The following is a 15,654-nucleotide window of genomic DNA, read 5'->3' as shown; positions in this document are numbered from 1 at the left end:
ACTTGTTGCGGACTGTCGTGTCGTCTGCGTCCGCTAAGGAACCTTTAAAAACTGTCTAATAATCGTCGTCGTTCAGGCTGCGATTATTGCTATCAATGTGGCAGTTTTTAGAGGTTTCCCTGCACGGCCGGGGAATTTCTTCCCCGGCAACTACAACTACTTATGCACTACGTTTGAGCAGCATCGACTTAATATGACCGATGGCGCGCGTCGGGTTCAGCCCTTTAGGACATACGCTGACGCAGTTCATGATGCTATGACAGCGGAATACGCTGAAAGCGTCACTTAAACCTTCCAGACGGCTGTCGGTCTCGGTATCGCGGCTATCAATTAAGAAGCGATACGCGGCCAACAGGCCTGCCGGGCCAATAAACTTGTCCGGGTTCCACCAGAATGATGGGCAGGACGTTGAGCAGCATGCACACAAAATACATTCATACAGCCCATCGAGCTTCTCACGCTGCTCTGGCATTTGTAAATGCTCACGAGCCGGAGGATTTTTCCCATTATTCAACAAGTAAGGCTTAATCTTCTCATACTGTGCGTAGAATTGCCCCATGTCTACCACCAAATCGCGCACAACCGGTAAACCTGGCAGCGGGCGAATGACAATTTTCTTGCCCGGCTGATTCAGCGCAGAAATAGGTGTGATACAGGCCAGTCCATTTTTGCCGTTCATGTTCAGACCGTCGGAGCCGCAGACCCCTTCACGGCATGAGCGACGAAACGACAGCGACGGATCTTTTTCTTTCAGCTGCATCAACGCATCCAGCAGCATCATGTCGCGCCCTTCTTCCGCCTCCAGGGTGTAATCCTGCATGCGCGGAGCGTCGTCAACATCCGGGTTATAGCGATAAACTGAAAACTCGAGTTTCATTGTCCTGTCTCCGCATTAATAAGTACGAATCTTCGGCGGGAATGCCGGGCGCAGCTTCGGTTCCATATTGACTTGACGTCGCGTCATGGATTCCGACTCTGGCAGGTACAGGGAATGGCACAGCCAGTTTTCGTCATCACGTTCCGGGAAGTCGAAGCGGCTATGCGCGCCACGGCTTTCGGTACGGAAGTTTGCAGATACTGCAGTGGCGTACGCGGTCTCCATCAGGTTATCCAGCTCCAGACACTCAACGCGCTGGGTGTTGAACTCGCTGGAGGTATCGTCCAGACGGGCATTTTTCAGGCGTTCGCGAATCGCTTTCAGTTCTTCCAGACCCTTCGCCATCGCATCGCCTTCGCGGAATACCGAGAAGTTATGCTGCATACATTCTTGCAGCGCTTTACGAATTGCCACCGGGTCTTCACCGTTACGGTTACCGTTCCAGCGATTCAGACGCGCCAGAGAAGCGTCGATTTCATCTTCGGTTGCATCCAGCAGGTCACCCTGCTCTGCAATAGATTCCTGCAGATGCAGGCCCACGGCACGACCAAATACCACCAGGTCAAGCAGTGAGTTGCCGCCCAAACGGTTAGCACCGTGAACCGATACGCAGGCGATTTCACCGACGGCAAACAGCCCAGGGATCACCACATCTTCGCCCTGCTCATTCACGGTCAGCGCCTGGCCGGTGACTTTGGTCGGAATACCGCCCATCATATAGTGGCAGGTTGGGATAACCGGGATCGGCTCTTTCACCGGGTCAACGTGAGCAAAGGTACGGGACAGTTCGAGAATACCCGGCAGACGGGACTCCAGCACTTCTTTACCCAGGTGGTCGAGTTTCAGTTTGGCGTGCGGCCCCCACGGACCGTCGCAGCCGCGACCTTCGCGGATTTCGATCATGATGGAACGCGCCACCACGTCACGACCCGCCAGGTCTTTCGCATTCGGGGCATAACGCTCCATGAAGCGCTCACCGTGTTTGTTCAGCAGGTAGCCACCTTCACCACGACAGCCTTCTGTTACCAGAACACCCGCGCCAGCGATACCGGTTGGGTGGAACTGCCACATCTCCATATCCTGCACCGGCACGCCAGCGCGGATAGCCATACCGACGCCGTCACCGGTGTTGATATGGGCGTTGGTGGTGGACTGATAAATACGGCCAGCACCGCCGGTCGCCAGCACGGTTGCGCGAGCTTTGAAGTAAACTACTTCTCCGGTTTCGATACACAGCGCGGTACAACCAACAATCGCGCCATCGGCATTTTTGACCAGATCCAGCGCGTACCACTCGGAGAAGATGGTGGTGTGGTTTTTCAGGTTCTGCTGATACAGCGTGTGCAACAGCGCATGGCCGGTACGGTCTGCCGCTGCCGCGGTACGTGCCGCCTGCTCGCCGCCGAAATTCTTCGACTGGCCGCCAAACGGACGTTGATAAATTGTGCCATTATCGAGGCGAGAGAACGGCAGCCCCATGTGGTCCAGCTCCAGAATCGCTTCCGGACCGGTTTTACACATATATTCAATAGCGTCCTGGTCACCAATGTAGTCCGACCCTTTGACGGTGTCGTACATGTGCCATTCCCAGTTATCTTCATGGGTATTACCGAGCGCAACGGTGATGCCACCTTGCGCAGATACGGTATGGGAACGGGTTGGGAACACTTTGGAGAGCAGCGCACAGGTCTGACCGCTCTGGGAAATTTGCAGCGCCGCGCGCATACCTGCGCCGCCGGCACCAATCACAACAGCATCAAATTCTCTGACTGGCAGTTTCATTACACACCCCACACCACAACAAATCCATAAATGACGTAAACCACCAGCGAACGACGATAGCCAGTTGCAGAATCAGGCGCACGGCCAGCGGTTTAACGTAGTCGGTCAACACCTGCCACATGCCGATCCAGGCATGAATCAAGATGGAGAAAAGAGCCAGCAGGGTGAAGACTTTGGTGAATGCCGATGAGAAGAAACCGGTCCAGACTTCAAACGTCAGTTCGCCGCTGGTGGCGAAGAAGCCGACCATATAGATGATGTATAACGTCAGAACGATAGCGGTAGCACGGACCAGAATGAAGTCATGTACGCCGTTGCGTCCTAATGCGGAGGCGTTGCTTACCATACGAGGACTCCTGCGAGAAGTGAAAGCACGACAATGATAACGAAACAAATTTTGGCGGAACGTGTCCCTGCTTCGAGGGTTTCTTCGATATAGCCAAAATCCATCAACAGATGGCGAATGCCCATTACGGCGTGATATGCCAGCGCAATCAGGATCCCCCACAGAATTAACTCCACAAAGAAGTTATTCATAATGGATGACGCCGCGAGGAAACCTTCAGGGGAGGAAAGGCTGGTACCCAATAACCACAACAGAATCCCGACCGCCACGAAGGTGATCACTCCGGATACGCGATGGAGAATGGACGCTATCGCCGTGATTGGGAACCGGATCGTTTGTAGATCCAGATTGACAGGTCTTTGTTTTTTCACATTTCTTATCATGAATAACGCCCACATGCTGTTCTTATTATTCCCTTTGGACTTCGGGTACAGAAGATGAAGACACCTGTAGCCTGAAAGACGACGGGATTTCCTTCCTCCGGTCTGCGTGCGGGTCAGACAGCGTCCTTACTATAACTACGCGTCATATAAAACACTGCTTCCAGATGCTAAAACGACACGTTACAACGCTGGTTGGCTCGGGATTGCAGGGTATTCCGGAGACCTGGCGGCAGTATAGGACGTTCACAAAATCATTACAATTAACCTACATATAGTTTGTCGGGTTTTATCCCGAACAGTGACATAGGTCACGATAACAACATTATTTTAATTTTTAACCATCTAATTTGACAATCATTAAACAAAGTTGTTACAAACGACACCAGAAAAAGCATATAATGCGTAAAAGTTATGGGGTCACTCTTTCACCGGACATTTAGTTATGTAACAGTGTGGAAGTATTGACCAATACAGTCAGGACAGTTATTAGTGATAGACAGGTTTAATAATTCGGATTGCTAAGTTCTTGATTTGCAGTTTATTCGCCATGAAAAGACCGTTTTACCTGCAAGCGCCCATAGCTCTGTACCCAGGTTATCCCCTCTTTCGCAGAGCGGCGAGCCAAATAACAAACTGGTAACGGTTCATTGATGTACGAAGGCAAATGTGAGTTCCAGCAGTCTTAAGCAATAAGGCGCTAAGGAGACCGTAAATGGCTGATACTAAAGCAAAAATCACTCTAAATGGTGACTCTGCTATTGAACTGGATGTGCTGAAAGGTACGCTCGGTCAAGATGTTATTGATATTCGTAGTCTTGGCTCAAAAGGGATGTTTACTTTTGACCCAGGTTTCACCTCTACCGCATCCTGCGAATCCAAAATTACTTTCATCGACGGTGACGAAGGTATTTTGCTGCATCGCGGCTTCCCGATTGATCAGTTGGCGACCGAGTCGAACTATCTGGAAGTGTGTTATATCCTGCTATACGGCGAAAAACCGACGCAGGAGGAGTACGACGAGTTCAAAACCACAGTCACTCGCCATACCATGATCCACGAACAGATCACCCGCCTGTTCCACGGTTTCCGCCGCGACTCTCACCCGATGGCCGTTATGTGTGGTGTTACCGGGGCGCTGGCTGCGTTCTACCACGACTCGCTGGATGTGAATAATCCGCGTCACCGTGAAATCGCCGCTTTCCGTTTGCTGTCCAAAATGCCGACCATGGCAGCGATGTGCTACAAATATTCCATCGGGCAGCCGTTCGTGTACCCGCGTAATGACCTCTCCTACGCCGGTAACTTCCTGAACATGATGTTCTCCACGCCGTGCGAAAAATACGAAGTGAATCCGATTCTGGAACGCGCAATGGATCGTATCTTAATCCTGCACGCTGACCACGAACAGAACGCCTCAACCTCCACCGTTCGTACCGCGGGTTCTTCTGGCGCTAACCCGTTTGCCTGTATCGCGGCCGGTATTGCTTCCCTGTGGGGACCAGCACACGGCGGCGCAAACGAAGCTGCGCTGAAAATGCTGGAAGAAATCAGCTCTGTTAAACACATTCCGGAATTTGTTCGCCGCGCGAAAGACAAGAATGATTCCTTCCGCCTGATGGGCTTTGGTCACCGTGTTTATAAAAACTATGACCCGCGCGCCACCGTCATGCGTGAAACCTGCCACGAAGTACTGAAAGAACTGGGCACCAAAGATGATCTGCTGGAAGTGGCGATGGAACTTGAACACATTGCGCTCAACGACCCGTACTTCATCGAGAAGAAACTCTACCCGAACGTAGATTTCTACTCCGGCATCATCCTGAAGGCGATGGGTATTCCGTCCTCCATGTTCACCGTTATCTTCGCCATGGCGCGTACCGTGGGCTGGATTGCACACTGGAACGAAATGCACACCGACGGCATGAAAATCGCTCGTCCGCGTCAGCTGTACACCGGCTACGACAAGCGCGATTTTAAGTCTGATATTAAGCGTTAATTGTCTGCCGGATGGCGCCAGCGCCTGTCCGGCTTACAGCCATTAATTCTCCCGGGTCGGACAAGGCATTGAAGCCAGAATCCGACCTGTTTTTTTTGATGCATATTATTTTATTCTCATCATGCTTTCTCTATGATTTACTGAGATTTCCGTCATTTCACTCAGGAGCATGGGATGCCTGTTTTGCAGTGGAGCCTGTTGTTTCTGCTATCGCTCCTTCTTTCCCTGTTCTTTTTGTTAATACACCTTCCAGGACCGCTGCTGCTCGGTTCGATGATCGTCGGCATCATATTCAGTATGCGCGGCATCTCACTGCACCCTCCCCGCTGCACATTTCTTGGCGCGCAGGCGATTCTCGGCTGCATGATTGCCCAAAACCTGACTGGCTCAATCTTAACGACCCTTACGGCCCACTGGCCGATGGTGATTATCATCCTGCTGGCGACCCTTATCAGCAGCGCGGTAATCGGCTGGCTACTGGTTCGCTACAGTAACCTACCGGGAAACACTGGTGCATGGGGCTCGTCACCTGGCGGTGCGGCGGCAATGGTGGCGATGGCGCAGGAATATGGTGCCGACATCCGGCTGGTGGCGTTTATGCAGTATCTGCGCGTACTGTTGGTGGTTGGTGCGGCGGCACTGGTCACCCGAGTGATGATGGGCGACCAGGCCCAAACGGTCAGTGAGCAAATCGTCTGGTTTCCGCCGCTGAGCAGCAATCTGTTCAGTACCCTGGCGCTGGCCGCCGTTGCCGGTACGGCCGGGCGTCTATTGCGTATCCCCTCTGGCGTCATGTTGCTACCGATGTTGGCAGGCGCATTGCTGAATGCTGGTGGCGTGATGGTGATCGAACTACCTGAATGGTTGCTGGCGATTGCCTATATGGCCATCGGCTGGCAAATTGGCCTGGGCTTTGACAAGCAGATCTTTTTAATGGCGTTGCGCCCCTTACCGCAAATCCTCTTGTCCATTTTTTCCCTGATGGCGATCTGCGCCGCTATGGCCTGGGGACTGGCGCATTACATGCAGATAGATTTTCTTACCGCCTATCTGGCGACCAGTCCAGGCGGCGTGGATTCTGTTGCGGTGATTGCCGCGGGGAGTCACGCCGATATGGCGCTGATCATGGCGATGCAAACCCTGCGGCTATTCAGTATTTTATTGACTGGCCCGGCGGTGGCGCGGTTTATTTCAGTACACGCGCCAAAGCATCCCGCTTAGTGCTGACATCCTGGACACCAGTAAAAGGGTCGTGAAGAGAGCGTCGTTTTTTCGATGATTCCGCCACAGCGCTCACAGGCTTCACCATCCCGGTGAAAGACCTTAAAGCGAAACAGCGCGCCGTGATGTTTATTCTCATCCACCAGCCCGCGGGTGTTATAGGACAAACGAGGAATATCAAGCAGCGCATGCGCCAGCGCATCCAACTGTTCATCTCCGAGCGTCGACGCTTTATGCTGCCCGGTCAGCCCTACCTGCCAGAGAATCTCTACCCGCAGGTAGTTACCTAATCCCGCCAGAAACGCCTGGTCCAACAGCAGGCCAGAAAACTGGCGATTGCGAAAACGCGGGGATAACAGACGCGCTTTCACGTCATCGGGCGTTAAACGTAAATCCAGGACGTCCGGCCCAACCCGTTGCAGGAACGGGTGGGTAGCGAGCTGTTCCGGCGTCAGCATGTCGATATCAGAGGCGCTATAGAGCAGAATAGTTTTGTCGTGTGTTTGCAACCTGACACGCAGTACCCGCGAAGTCTGCGGTATTTTGCCGGTATCCACCACTCGCCACACGCCATAGAGCTGATTGTGGCTGTACAGCGTCAATCCATTAGAAAAATGGGTCAGCAATGCTTTACCCCGCGTTTCAAGCTGGGTAACACTCTGCCCAATCAGTTGAGATTGATACGGTTTTAGCTGCTCAAAGGCAAACCAGACATCGGTCAGGGGTTTGCCTTTGACTGCCGCCACCAGGTTATCCGCCGCGCGGCGGATCTCCGGGCCTTCAGGCATAAGACTGTCCTTTTTTAATGTGTTGCACCGCCCGTCACTGCGATATCACTCTCCACCTGCAACGCGGTGGCAATCGCAACTTCCAGCGCCCGGCGCACCGTGTCCGCTGCCATACTTGGCGCCCCGGGATGCTGTGCAGCCTGTTGCGGCAAATAAGGGATATGGATAAATCCTCCCTTTACCGCCGGAACGTCACGTAGTTTATGCAGCAGGCCATACATCACGTGGTTACACACGAAAGTGCCCGCGGTCTGGGAAACCGAAGCCGGAATTCCCGCGTTGCGCATGGCAACAACCATCGCTTTGATCGGCAACGAACTAAACCACGCCGCCGGACCATCGGCCACAATCGGCACATCTACCGGCTGTTGACCCTGATTATCCGCAATACGCGCATCGTCAACGTTGATCGCCACGCGCTCCACGGTGACATCCGCGCGCCCACCCGCCTGCCCCACCGCCAGCACCAGTGATGGCGACAGCGCGTCAATCGCACCATTGAGTACGGCAAGAGACTCGCCAAAGACGCACGGCAGTTGGCGGGCAACGACGCGGCATCCGCCGATGATAGCATTGTCGAGGCCCGAGACCACTTCCCAGGAAGGGTTAACTGACTCGCCGCCAAAGGGTTCAAATCCCGTGATGAGTACTGTTTTCATCCTGTCACCTTACAAGAACATCAGGAAATACATCAGGAACACGTTGACCAGCAACAGCAGTATGCCGGTTGGCACCTGCGCTTTAATCACCGCGTTTTTATCCGGCAGCTCCAGCAGCGCTGCAGGAACAATGTTAAAGTTTGCCGCCATCGGCGTCATTAACGTCCCGCAATAGCCAGAGAACATACCAATTGCCGCCATTACTGCCGGATTGCCGCCGTGCTGCAGCACGAGGATCGGAATCCCAATTCCAGCGGTCACGATCGGGAAAGCGGCAAACGCATTGCCCATGACCATCGTCAGCAATGCCATGCCGAGGGTGTACACCGCCACTGCGATAAAGCGGCTATCCACCGCCAGGTATTCTTGCGTCAGCCAGGAAATACCGCTGCCTACGCCCGCTGCCGTAAACAACAGCCCGAGCGTGGCCAAAATCTGCGGCAGGATGAACGCCCAGCCGATGGAGTCAAGCAGACGGCGCGCCTCCTGAATCGGTTGATGAACCCGCTCATGGGTCATTTTTATCGCCATCGCCAGACCAATCAACGAGCCTGCGGTCATGGAAAAGAGCGTCACCAGAGTGGCGTGATTACCCGGCCCAAACAGCGCATCCTGTAAGCCCGGAATATGGTTGAACATCAGCACGCCAATAACCGTTACCACCGGAATTGCCAGCGCCGGGAAAAACAGGCGGTTACCCAGACGACTGGCGCTTTCTTCGCGCTGTTGCTGCGTTCGTTGATGGTAGCTTCCCAGCTTCACGCCGCCAAAACCGGCGATCAGGGCCAGCACGACCACCGCAACGCCAACGGCAATATGCACCGTGCGTTTGTCGCCAAACAGCGAGTATGTCCAGTCGCCAAGCAGAAACAGTACGCCGTATATGCCCCAAAACAGGCCGGTGGTGAAGCGACGCGGGTTCGCTTTGTCCTGCCAGGACATCAGCGCCACAATCAGTAATACCGCTCCCGCCAGCCAGTAGAGATAGCTTTGTTGAAAATTCATTTCGCTTCCCCTTTCGCTGCGGCATTCGCTTTCGCCACCTCACGTTGCAAATAGCTATCCAGACGCCACAGACGCGTACCGTGGATCAGGAATGCACAAATTGCCGTTGGGATCCCCCACAAGGCAATATGCAGCGGTTCGGTCTGGATCCCACCAGACTCCAACATAAAGTTGTGCATAAAAATGATGGCACCGAAGGCAACAAAGATATCTTCACCGAAGAACAGTCCGACGTTATCGGTCGCAGCTGACATGGCGCGCAGACGATAGCGTACCGCCCCAGGTATCTCGCCGTGATTTTTCTCTGCGGCTCCTTCCGCCATCGGCGCCAGCAGCGGACGCACCATCTGCGGATGCCCCCCCAGACTGGTCAGCCCTAACGCAGCGGTCGCTTCGCGAATGAACAGATAGACAATAAGCAGACGGCCACTGGTGGCGCTGCGGATTTTTGCAATCCACGCCTGAGCACGCTCTTTGAGTCCGTGGCGTTCCAGCAGGCCAATAACCGCCAGCGGGATCAGCAGGATAAATGGCAGGTTGCGGGTGTTAAGAAAACCTTCACCCAGCTTCTCAAGGATAGTGGCTACCGGCATATGCGCCGCCAGCCCCGTGACGATCCCGGCAATAATGACCACCAATACCGGGTTAAAACGTAAAAGAAATCCGACCACGATGACGGCGATCCCCGTCAATGGCCAGAGAGAAATTACCTCTCCCATAATTCAGTCCTGTATATGTTGTTGTGTAATATATTATTGTTTTGTATGAATAAATTTATGCGCTAATTTGAATATTGCATGCATTGAATGCGGCTCGCAAGCGACGGGCAAAAGCGAGTGCGTGCTCACCATCCCCGTGAATGCATACCGTCTGGGCTGTCACGCTCGCCCACGTTCCACTCTGGCTTTTTACTCTGCCGGATTGCACCATTTCTAGCGTTTGCGCCAGCGCCTGCTCTTCATCCTCAATCAATGCGTCCGGCTGGCTGCGCGGCACCAGACTGCCATCCGCCTGATAACCCCGATCGGCAAAAACCTCCTGACGTGTTACCAGACCATAGCGTTCTCCGGCACGAATCAGTTCGCTTCCCGCCAGTCCTACCAGAACCAGCGACGAATCGCAGGCATACACCGCTTTAGCAATAGCATCCGCCAACTGAGGATCTTTCGCCGCCTGGTTATAAAGCATACCGTGCGGTTTAACATGACGCATTACGCCGCCCTGCGCACGCGTGATGGCAGCCAGCGCACCAATTTGATACAGCATCTGCGCATACACCGTTTCCACAGGCAGGGTCATGGCGCTACGGCCAAAATTTTCACGATCCGGAAAACTCGGATGCGCGCCTATCGCTACGCCATTTTTTAGCGCTTCGCGCACGCTTAAAAGCATCGTCTGCGCATCACCGGCGTGAAACCCACAGGCGATGTTGGCTGATGACACCAGTTGCAGCAGCGCTGCATCGTTAGGGCATCCCTCACCGAGGTCTGCGTTGAGATCAATTTTCATTGTTAAGTCGCCATGTTAACTGTTCCAGATAACGCTGCCGATCGTGGCGCGCCTTAAGCGCTTCCTCCAGCGAACACTGCACAAAATGGATCGGCTGGCCGAGCGGGATCTGCGCCAGATGATACATATCTGCTTCGATGATACAGGCGATACGCGGATAGCCGCCCGTCGTCTGAGCATCGTTCATCAGCACGATGGGCTGACCATTATGCGGAACCTGCACTACGCCAGGGAGCAAACCATGCGACAATAGCTCGCGATCGGTCGTGCGCGTCAGCGACTGCCCCTGCAAGCGATACCCCATACGGTTGCTTTGCGGACTCAGTTGCCACGGGGAGCGCCAGAAAGAAGCCTGCGATACTTCGTCAAACTCCTGGTATTCAGGCCCAGGGAGCGCACGAATATGGTTGCCCCACATCAGCTGTTTTACGCCCTGCGGCCCGCTGAATTGCCGGGTCGATGCGCCAATTGGCAGCCGATCGCCATCGCGCAGCAGACGCCCTTCCAGCCCGCCAATTCCGACTTTGAGATCGGTACTGCGCGAGCCCATTACTTCGGGTACATCAAAACCGCCCGCTACCGCCAGATAGCTGCGCATGCCGTGATGTGGACGTTTTAGCGTCAGACGTTGCCCGGCTTTCACCGGCAGCCGCCATCCGCTCCATACGGGAGTACGATCCAGGTGCGCTTCACATCCCGCACCGGTCAGGGCAAACCAGCCATCGGTTTCAAATTCCACCACCAACTGCCCCAGTGTGATTTCCAGCGCAGCGGCATTCGCATCATTACCCACCAGCAGGTTAGCAACGTTCAGCGCCGGTTTATCCAGCGCGCCACAGTGACTGATTCCGGATTGACGAAAACTATGGCGTCCCCCGTCCTGTACTGAGGTGTACATGCCAGCGCGAATGATGTTTAACATATCCCCTCCTTCTGCGGGACAAAACGCACGGTATCGCCAGCCCGTAACAGAATCGGCTCCTGCCGTTTTGGATCAAATAACGCAACGGAGGTACGGCCAATCAATTGCCATCCACCTGGCGTGGAAAGCGGATAGACCCCCGTTTGGGATCCGCCAATACCCACAGAACCTGCCGGAACAAGCAGACGCGGTTCCGCACGCCTCGGAGTATGGAGCGGTTCAGGTAAGCTCCCGAGATAGGGAAATCCCGGCTGAAAACCGATAAACCACACCACATAATCAACCGACGCATGAAGTTCGACGACCTGCTTGTCGCTTAATCCACTGTGCCGGGCGACCTCTGCCAGATCGGGGCCGAACTCACCGCCATAGGTCACGGGAATTTCAATAAAGCGCGAGTCCGGCTCCAGCGCCTCACTCTCTTCCCACCAGCGCTGCAGGCGTTCAATCGCATCCAGCGCCAGCGTTTTCGGGTCGCGCAGGGTAACCGTGATATTGTTCATTCCCGGAATAGCTTCCAGCACATTCGGGGCATCAACCAGACGCTGGGCCAGACGCCAGATGCGTTTCTGAGTCGCCAGCGTAATGGGAGGTTCCAGCTCAAGAACCACTGCACTTTCACCTAACAGATAACAACGCGCTCGCTGCACTTTCGTCCCTCTTTATTACGCTGGATTAGGAATATCGATAAAGGTTACGTCCAGATCGGTATTTTCATTCAGCCATTCGCTTAATGCGCGAATGCCGCCGCGTTCGGTCGCATGGTGACCAGCAGCATAAAAATGCAACCCCTGCTCGCGGGCTGAGTGAATGGTTTGCTCTGAGACTTCACCGGTGATAAAGGCATCGACACCAAACCGGGCTGCGCTATCAATGAAACTCTGACCGCCCCCTGTACACCAGGCGACGCGCTGAACTTTTTCCGGCCCGGTATCACCACACCATAACGGTTTACGGCCTAAACGCGCTTCAATCCACGATGCCAGCTCCAGCCCCGGAACCGGCATGGAGAGTTCTCCCCATGGCACCAGCGGCTCGATTTCACCCATGACGGTGATCCCCAACAGCGCTGCCAGCTGCGCGTTATTACCCAGTTCCGGGTGAGCATCCAGCGGCAGGTGCCAGCCATACAGGTTGATATCATTTTCCAACAGCGTTTTCAGACGATGGCGCTTCATTCCGCGAATAACCGGAGATTCGCCTTTCCAGAAATAACCGTGATGAACGATGACCGCATCCGCCTGCAGGCGTACCGCCTCGTCCAGTAACGCCTGACTTGCAGTCACGCCGGTCACGATTTTATGCACCGTCTCTTTGCCCTCAACCTGCAAACCATTCGGCGCATAGTCGCTAATGGCGGCGCTGTTCAGTTTGTCGTTGATCAGTTGTTCCAGTTCGGTGTTTTTCATCATCGTCCTCGTAGTCATAAATTCTGCCTGCCCAATCAGCAACACAGCTTAGGTTAAAATAGCGTCCCCGCTTGCGTTCGTCGATAGACATTTCACTGACACATCAAGAAACAATCACACCCGATTTGAACGCAATTTGCTTACCCCCACGCGATCTAATTCATGTATATTTATGCAATCAGACAGCATATTGCAAAAATAATCAGATCTGTATCAAAGTTAAAACTTTAAGGAAACACACTCGCGCGGCACGTTCAGCCTGTCGCGAGGCATTTACTTCGAGAAAAGAATGAATAAACAAGCATCTCAACCACGGGCGATTTATTACGTCGTTGCGCTACAAATTTGGGAATACTTCAGTTTTTACGGCATGCGTGCATTGCTGATCCTGTATCTCACTAACCAGCTTAAGTACGACGATAATCACGCATATGAACTGTTCAGCGCCTACTGCTCGCTGGTCTACGTCACGCCCATTCTTGGGGGATACCTGGCCGATAAAGTGCTCGGCAATCGAATGGCGGTGATGATCGGCGCATTTTTAATGGCAGTGGGGCATCTGGTATTGGGCGCCAGCGAAATGGCCCCGGCGTTCCTTTATTTGTCGCTGGCGATTATTGTCTGTGGCTACGGTCTGTTTAAATCCAACATCAGTTGCCTGTTAGGCGAGTTGTATCAGCCTGAAGACCCTCGCCGTGACGGTGGGTTCTCTCTGCTCTACGCTGCCGGTAATATTGGTTCAATCATCGCGCCTATTGCCTGCGGCTACGTGCAGGAAGAGTACAGCTGGGCGATGGGCTTTGCGCTGGCGGCGATTGGCATGCTGGCGGGGCTGGTGATTTTCGTATGCGGTAATCGCCATTTCGCCCATACCACCGGCGTCAACAAGGCCGTCTTGTGTGCGAAAAAATATATGCTGCCAAACTGGGCCTGGTTGTTAGTTCTGCTGGTTGCAGCACCGCTGCTGATTACCGTTCTGTTCTGGAAAGAGTGGTCCGTTTACGCACTGATCGTTGCTACTGTTATTGGTCTGGCGGTTCTGGCGAAGATTTACCGCCAGGCGCAGACCCAGAAACAGCGCAAAGAGCTGGGGCTTATCGTTACGCTGACCTTCTTCAGTCTGTTGTTCTGGGCCTTTGCTCAACAGGGCGGCAGTTCGATTAGCCTGTATATCGACCGCTTCGTTAACCGCGATATTCTGGGATATTCCGTCCCTACCGCGATGTTCCAGTCGGTTAACGCCTTTGCCGTTATGCTGTGCGGTATTGTGCTGGCCTGGGTGGTCAAAGAAAGCGTTAGCGGTAATCGTACCGTACGTATCTGGGGTAAATTTGCCCTTGGCCTCGGTTTAATGAGCGCCGGATTCTGTATTCTGACCTTGAGCGCCCGCTGGTCCGCGACTTACGGTCACTCTTCCATGCCGCTGATGGTATTGGGGCTGGCGGTCATGGGCTTTGCCGAGCTGTTTATCGATCCGGTGGCTATGTCTCAGATTACACGTATCGAGATCCCAGGGGTGACCGGCGTATTAACGGGTATTTACATGCTGCTTTCCGGGGCCATCGCCAACTACCTGGCCGGCGTTATCGCCGATCAAACCTCACAAGGTTCGTTTGACTCAGCGGGCGCTATCAACTATTCCATCAATGCATATATTGATGTCTTTAGCGAAATAACCTGGGGCGCGCTGGCCTGTGTGGTGCTGGTACTGCTGATTTGGCTGTACCAGTCGTTGAAGTTCAGAAATCGTCCGCTGGCGGTAGAGTCCTGAGTTTACAGGCCCGATGATGTAATAAGATTCGGGCCTGTTTTTCTGGAGATTATGCATGGTTTACAGCCAAATCCGCTTCTGAAACACCGGTCACCAGTTTTACCATTTCGCGTTCTATTCCCTGTTCCAACATGGTTTGCGCTATACGTAATGCCGCTTCTTGTTTTCCTTGTTGTAGTCCTTGTTGTAGACCTTCCTGTAATCCATCTAACCGTAACCGCTCTGCAATAGTCATCAGCCTCTCCTTGTGTTGGGGGATCCGTTGTGTCATCTCTTGCATAAACTCATTAAAGCGAGATTCATCGCCAGATTGTAGAATGTAATTAAACATCGCTTGTAATTGCGTGTCATTAGCGCATCCAGTAAGTAGCAGCGTGGTCAGTTGCTCTACCAGCCCCATCAAATCCCGCCGACGGATATGTTTTTGCATTAATTCCAGCAGCGCCATTCGCCTGTGAGCCATGATCTCATCATCGGGTACCACCGTTATGTCCACCAACGGAAATGCGCTGGAATAAAGTTGTCTTGCCACCACGGAGTCGGCAAAGGCATCCAGCCAGCACAACGAGTACGGATAAGGGCTTCGGCAGCCATGATAAAACAGCATCGGTATCACCAGCGGCAGTTCCTTATGCCCTGCGTCCAGATGGCGCTGCATCGCCGCCATCGCATAACGCAACAGACGAAAAGCCATATGCTGCTCGGCTGAACTTTGATGCTCTAAAACCACATAGACATAACCGTCGCCGTCGCGAGTGTGCAAAGACCAGAGCACGTCGGAGTAGCGCGAACGTAAATCCGCTTCAATAAAGCTTTCTGACTCCAGCTTCAGCGAATTCAAATCGCAAAGTGTCCGCAGTTCAGCTGGCAGGTGAATGTCGAGAAAATCCCGCGCAGTTTCGGGATGATGTAAAAACGTTTTAAACACCGCATCGTGCGGTGTGGATGTCGTTGGCGTTGTCATTAATTTCCGTCATCTGAATGAA

15 protein-coding genes and 1 pseudogene are annotated in these 15,654 nt (G+C 53.6%); 3 read left to right on the top strand and 13 right to left on the bottom strand.

Annotation, left to right across the window (positions count from 1 at the left end; translation table 11 throughout):
• Positions 1–160: 160 nt before the first annotated feature.
• The 4 genes and pseudogenes from sdhB to sdhC form a co-directional block, all read right to left on the bottom strand.
• Positions 161–877: a succinate dehydrogenase iron-sulfur subunit SdhB gene (gene sdhB, locus B9P82_RS01095; RefSeq protein ID WP_003022921.1), complete on the bottom strand. Its 717-nt coding sequence runs from the start codon at positions 875–877 to the stop codon at positions 161–163.
• A 15-nt stretch (positions 878–892) separates the two neighbouring features.
• Positions 893–2,659 (bottom strand): succinate dehydrogenase flavoprotein subunit, encoded by a 1,767-nt coding sequence (gene sdhA, locus B9P82_RS01090; RefSeq protein ID WP_003022919.1) that lies wholly within the window; start codon positions 2,657–2,659, stop codon positions 893–895.
• Positions 2,659–3,005, bottom strand: a pseudogene (gene sdhD, locus B9P82_RS01085) (succinate dehydrogenase membrane anchor subunit). Before sdhD ends, sdhA begins: the two are co-directional and overlap by 1 nt.
• Positions 2,999–3,403 (bottom strand): succinate dehydrogenase cytochrome b556 subunit, encoded by a 405-nt coding sequence (gene sdhC / locus B9P82_RS01080; RefSeq protein ID WP_016152282.1) that lies wholly within the window; start codon positions 3,401–3,403, stop codon positions 2,999–3,001. Before sdhC ends, sdhD begins: the two are co-directional and overlap by 7 nt.
• A gap of 697 nt (positions 3,404–4,100) precedes the next feature.
• Between sdhC and B9P82_RS01070 the strand changes: the two genes are divergently transcribed.
• Both B9P82_RS01070 and B9P82_RS01065 read left to right on the top strand, forming a co-directional pair.
• Positions 4,101–5,384 (top strand): citrate synthase, encoded by a 1,284-nt coding sequence (locus B9P82_RS01070; protein ID WP_016152281.1) that lies wholly within the window; start codon positions 4,101–4,103, stop codon positions 5,382–5,384.
• 174 nt (positions 5,385–5,558) lie between these two features.
• Positions 5,559–6,605, top strand: a complete 1,047-nt coding sequence (locus tag B9P82_RS01065; RefSeq protein WP_101699826.1) for an AbrB family transcriptional regulator — start codon at positions 5,559–5,561, stop codon at positions 6,603–6,605.
• Here B9P82_RS01065 and nei read toward each other — a convergent pair.
• From nei to ybgI, 8 genes are read right to left on the bottom strand one after another with little or no spacing between them, the layout of a single operon-like run.
• Positions 6,602–7,393, bottom strand: a complete 792-nt coding sequence (gene nei / locus B9P82_RS01060; protein WP_101699825.1) for an endonuclease VIII — start codon at positions 7,391–7,393, stop codon at positions 6,602–6,604. The two genes, B9P82_RS01065 and nei, sit on opposite strands and share 4 nt — an antisense overlap.
• A gap of 14 nt (positions 7,394–7,407) precedes the next feature.
• Positions 7,408–8,052 carry a pyroglutamyl-peptidase I gene (gene pcp, locus B9P82_RS01055; RefSeq protein WP_019076289.1) on the bottom strand — a complete coding sequence of 215 codons (645 nt, stop codon included), beginning with the start codon at positions 8,050–8,052 and terminating at the stop codon, positions 7,408–7,410.
• Positions 8,053–8,061: 9 nt separating this feature from the next.
• Positions 8,062–9,057, bottom strand: a complete 996-nt coding sequence (locus tag B9P82_RS01050; protein ID WP_016152277.1) for a DUF979 domain-containing protein — start codon at positions 9,055–9,057, stop codon at positions 8,062–8,064.
• Positions 9,054–9,776 carry a DUF969 domain-containing protein gene (locus B9P82_RS01045; RefSeq protein ID WP_019076288.1) on the bottom strand — a complete coding sequence of 241 codons (723 nt, stop codon included), beginning with the start codon at positions 9,774–9,776 and terminating at the stop codon, positions 9,054–9,056. The genes B9P82_RS01050 and B9P82_RS01045 overlap by 4 nt, the downstream gene beginning before the upstream one ends.
• A gap of 55 nt (positions 9,777–9,831) precedes the next feature.
• Positions 9,832–10,566 carry a 5-oxoprolinase subunit PxpA gene (gene pxpA / locus B9P82_RS01040; RefSeq protein WP_101699824.1) on the bottom strand — a complete coding sequence of 245 codons (735 nt, stop codon included), beginning with the start codon at positions 10,564–10,566 and terminating at the stop codon, positions 9,832–9,834.
• A complete protein-coding gene (gene pxpC, locus B9P82_RS01035; protein ID WP_016152275.1) occupies positions 10,556–11,488 on the bottom strand; it encodes a 5-oxoprolinase subunit PxpC in 933 nt (310 codons plus the stop codon). Before pxpC ends, pxpA begins: the two co-directional genes overlap by 11 nt.
• On the bottom strand, positions 11,482–12,138 hold the full coding sequence (pxpB, locus tag B9P82_RS01030; RefSeq protein ID WP_046274709.1) for a 5-oxoprolinase subunit PxpB: 657 nt from the start codon (positions 12,136–12,138) through the stop codon (positions 11,482–11,484). The genes pxpC and pxpB overlap by 7 nt, the downstream gene beginning before the upstream one ends.
• A gap of 15 nt (positions 12,139–12,153) precedes the next feature.
• Complete coding sequence (ybgI, locus tag B9P82_RS01025; protein ID WP_016152273.1) at positions 12,154–12,897, bottom strand: radiation resistance protein YbgI; 744 nt, start codon at positions 12,895–12,897, stop codon at positions 12,154–12,156.
• Between the two features lie 289 nt (positions 12,898–13,186).
• Between ybgI and dtpD the strand changes: the two genes are divergently transcribed.
• The gene (gene dtpD / locus B9P82_RS01020) at positions 13,187–14,668 is read left to right on the top strand and encodes a dipeptide permease DtpD (RefSeq protein WP_047497726.1); all 1,482 of its coding nucleotides are present in this window, start codon (positions 13,187–13,189) and stop codon (positions 14,666–14,668) included.
• 49 nt (positions 14,669–14,717) lie between these two features.
• Here dtpD and B9P82_RS01015 read toward each other — a convergent pair whose 3' ends face one another.
• Positions 14,718–15,632: an Rpn family recombination-promoting nuclease/putative transposase gene (locus B9P82_RS01015; protein ID WP_101699823.1), complete on the bottom strand. Its 915-nt coding sequence runs from the start codon at positions 15,630–15,632 to the stop codon at positions 14,718–14,720.
• Between the last annotated feature and the right edge of the window lie 22 nt (positions 15,633–15,654).

Source organism: Citrobacter sp. L55 (genome assembly GCF_002850715.1).
GTDB classification, from domain to species: domain Bacteria; phylum Pseudomonadota; class Gammaproteobacteria; order Enterobacterales; family Enterobacteriaceae; genus Citrobacter; species Citrobacter braakii.
Note: the sequence above shows the minus strand (reverse complement) of the source record. Positions and strands in the feature narration are given on the sequence as shown.

Excerpts from the sequence above, each read along its gene's own strand:
- sdhB (WP_003022921.1), bottom strand. The coding sequence starts at position 877 with ATGAAACTCGAGTTTTCAGTTTATCGCTATAACCCGGATGTTGACGAC.
- sdhA (WP_003022919.1), bottom strand. The coding sequence starts at position 2,659 with ATGAAACTGCCAGTCAGAGAATTTGATGCTGTTGTGATTGGTGCCGGC.
- sdhC (WP_016152282.1), bottom strand. The coding sequence starts at position 3,403 with ATGTGGGCGTTATTCATGATAAGAAATGTGAAAAAACAAAGACCTGTC.
- B9P82_RS01070 (WP_016152281.1), top strand. The coding sequence starts at position 4,101 with ATGGCTGATACTAAAGCAAAAATCACTCTAAATGGTGACTCTGCTATT.
- B9P82_RS01065 (WP_101699826.1), top strand. The coding sequence starts at position 5,559 with ATGCCTGTTTTGCAGTGGAGCCTGTTGTTTCTGCTATCGCTCCTTCTT.
- nei (WP_101699825.1), bottom strand. The coding sequence starts at position 7,393 with ATGCCTGAAGGCCCGGAGATCCGCCGCGCGGCGGATAACCTGGTGGCG.
- pcp (WP_019076289.1), bottom strand. The coding sequence starts at position 8,052 with ATGAAAACAGTACTCATCACGGGATTTGAACCCTTTGGCGGCGAGTCA.
- B9P82_RS01050 (WP_016152277.1), bottom strand. The coding sequence starts at position 9,057 with ATGAATTTTCAACAAAGCTATCTCTACTGGCTGGCGGGAGCGGTATTA.
- B9P82_RS01045 (WP_019076288.1), bottom strand. The coding sequence starts at position 9,776 with ATGGGAGAGGTAATTTCTCTCTGGCCATTGACGGGGATCGCCGTCATC.
- pxpA (WP_101699824.1), bottom strand. The coding sequence starts at position 10,566 with ATGAAAATTGATCTCAACGCAGACCTCGGTGAGGGATGCCCTAACGAT.
- pxpC (WP_016152275.1), bottom strand. The coding sequence starts at position 11,488 with ATGTTAAACATCATTCGCGCTGGCATGTACACCTCAGTACAGGACGGG.
- ybgI (WP_016152273.1), bottom strand. The coding sequence starts at position 12,897 with ATGAAAAACACCGAACTGGAACAACTGATCAACGACAAACTGAACAGC.
- dtpD (WP_047497726.1), top strand. The coding sequence starts at position 13,187 with ATGAATAAACAAGCATCTCAACCACGGGCGATTTATTACGTCGTTGCG.
- B9P82_RS01015 (WP_101699823.1), bottom strand. The coding sequence starts at position 15,632 with ATGACAACGCCAACGACATCCACACCGCACGATGCGGTGTTTAAAACG.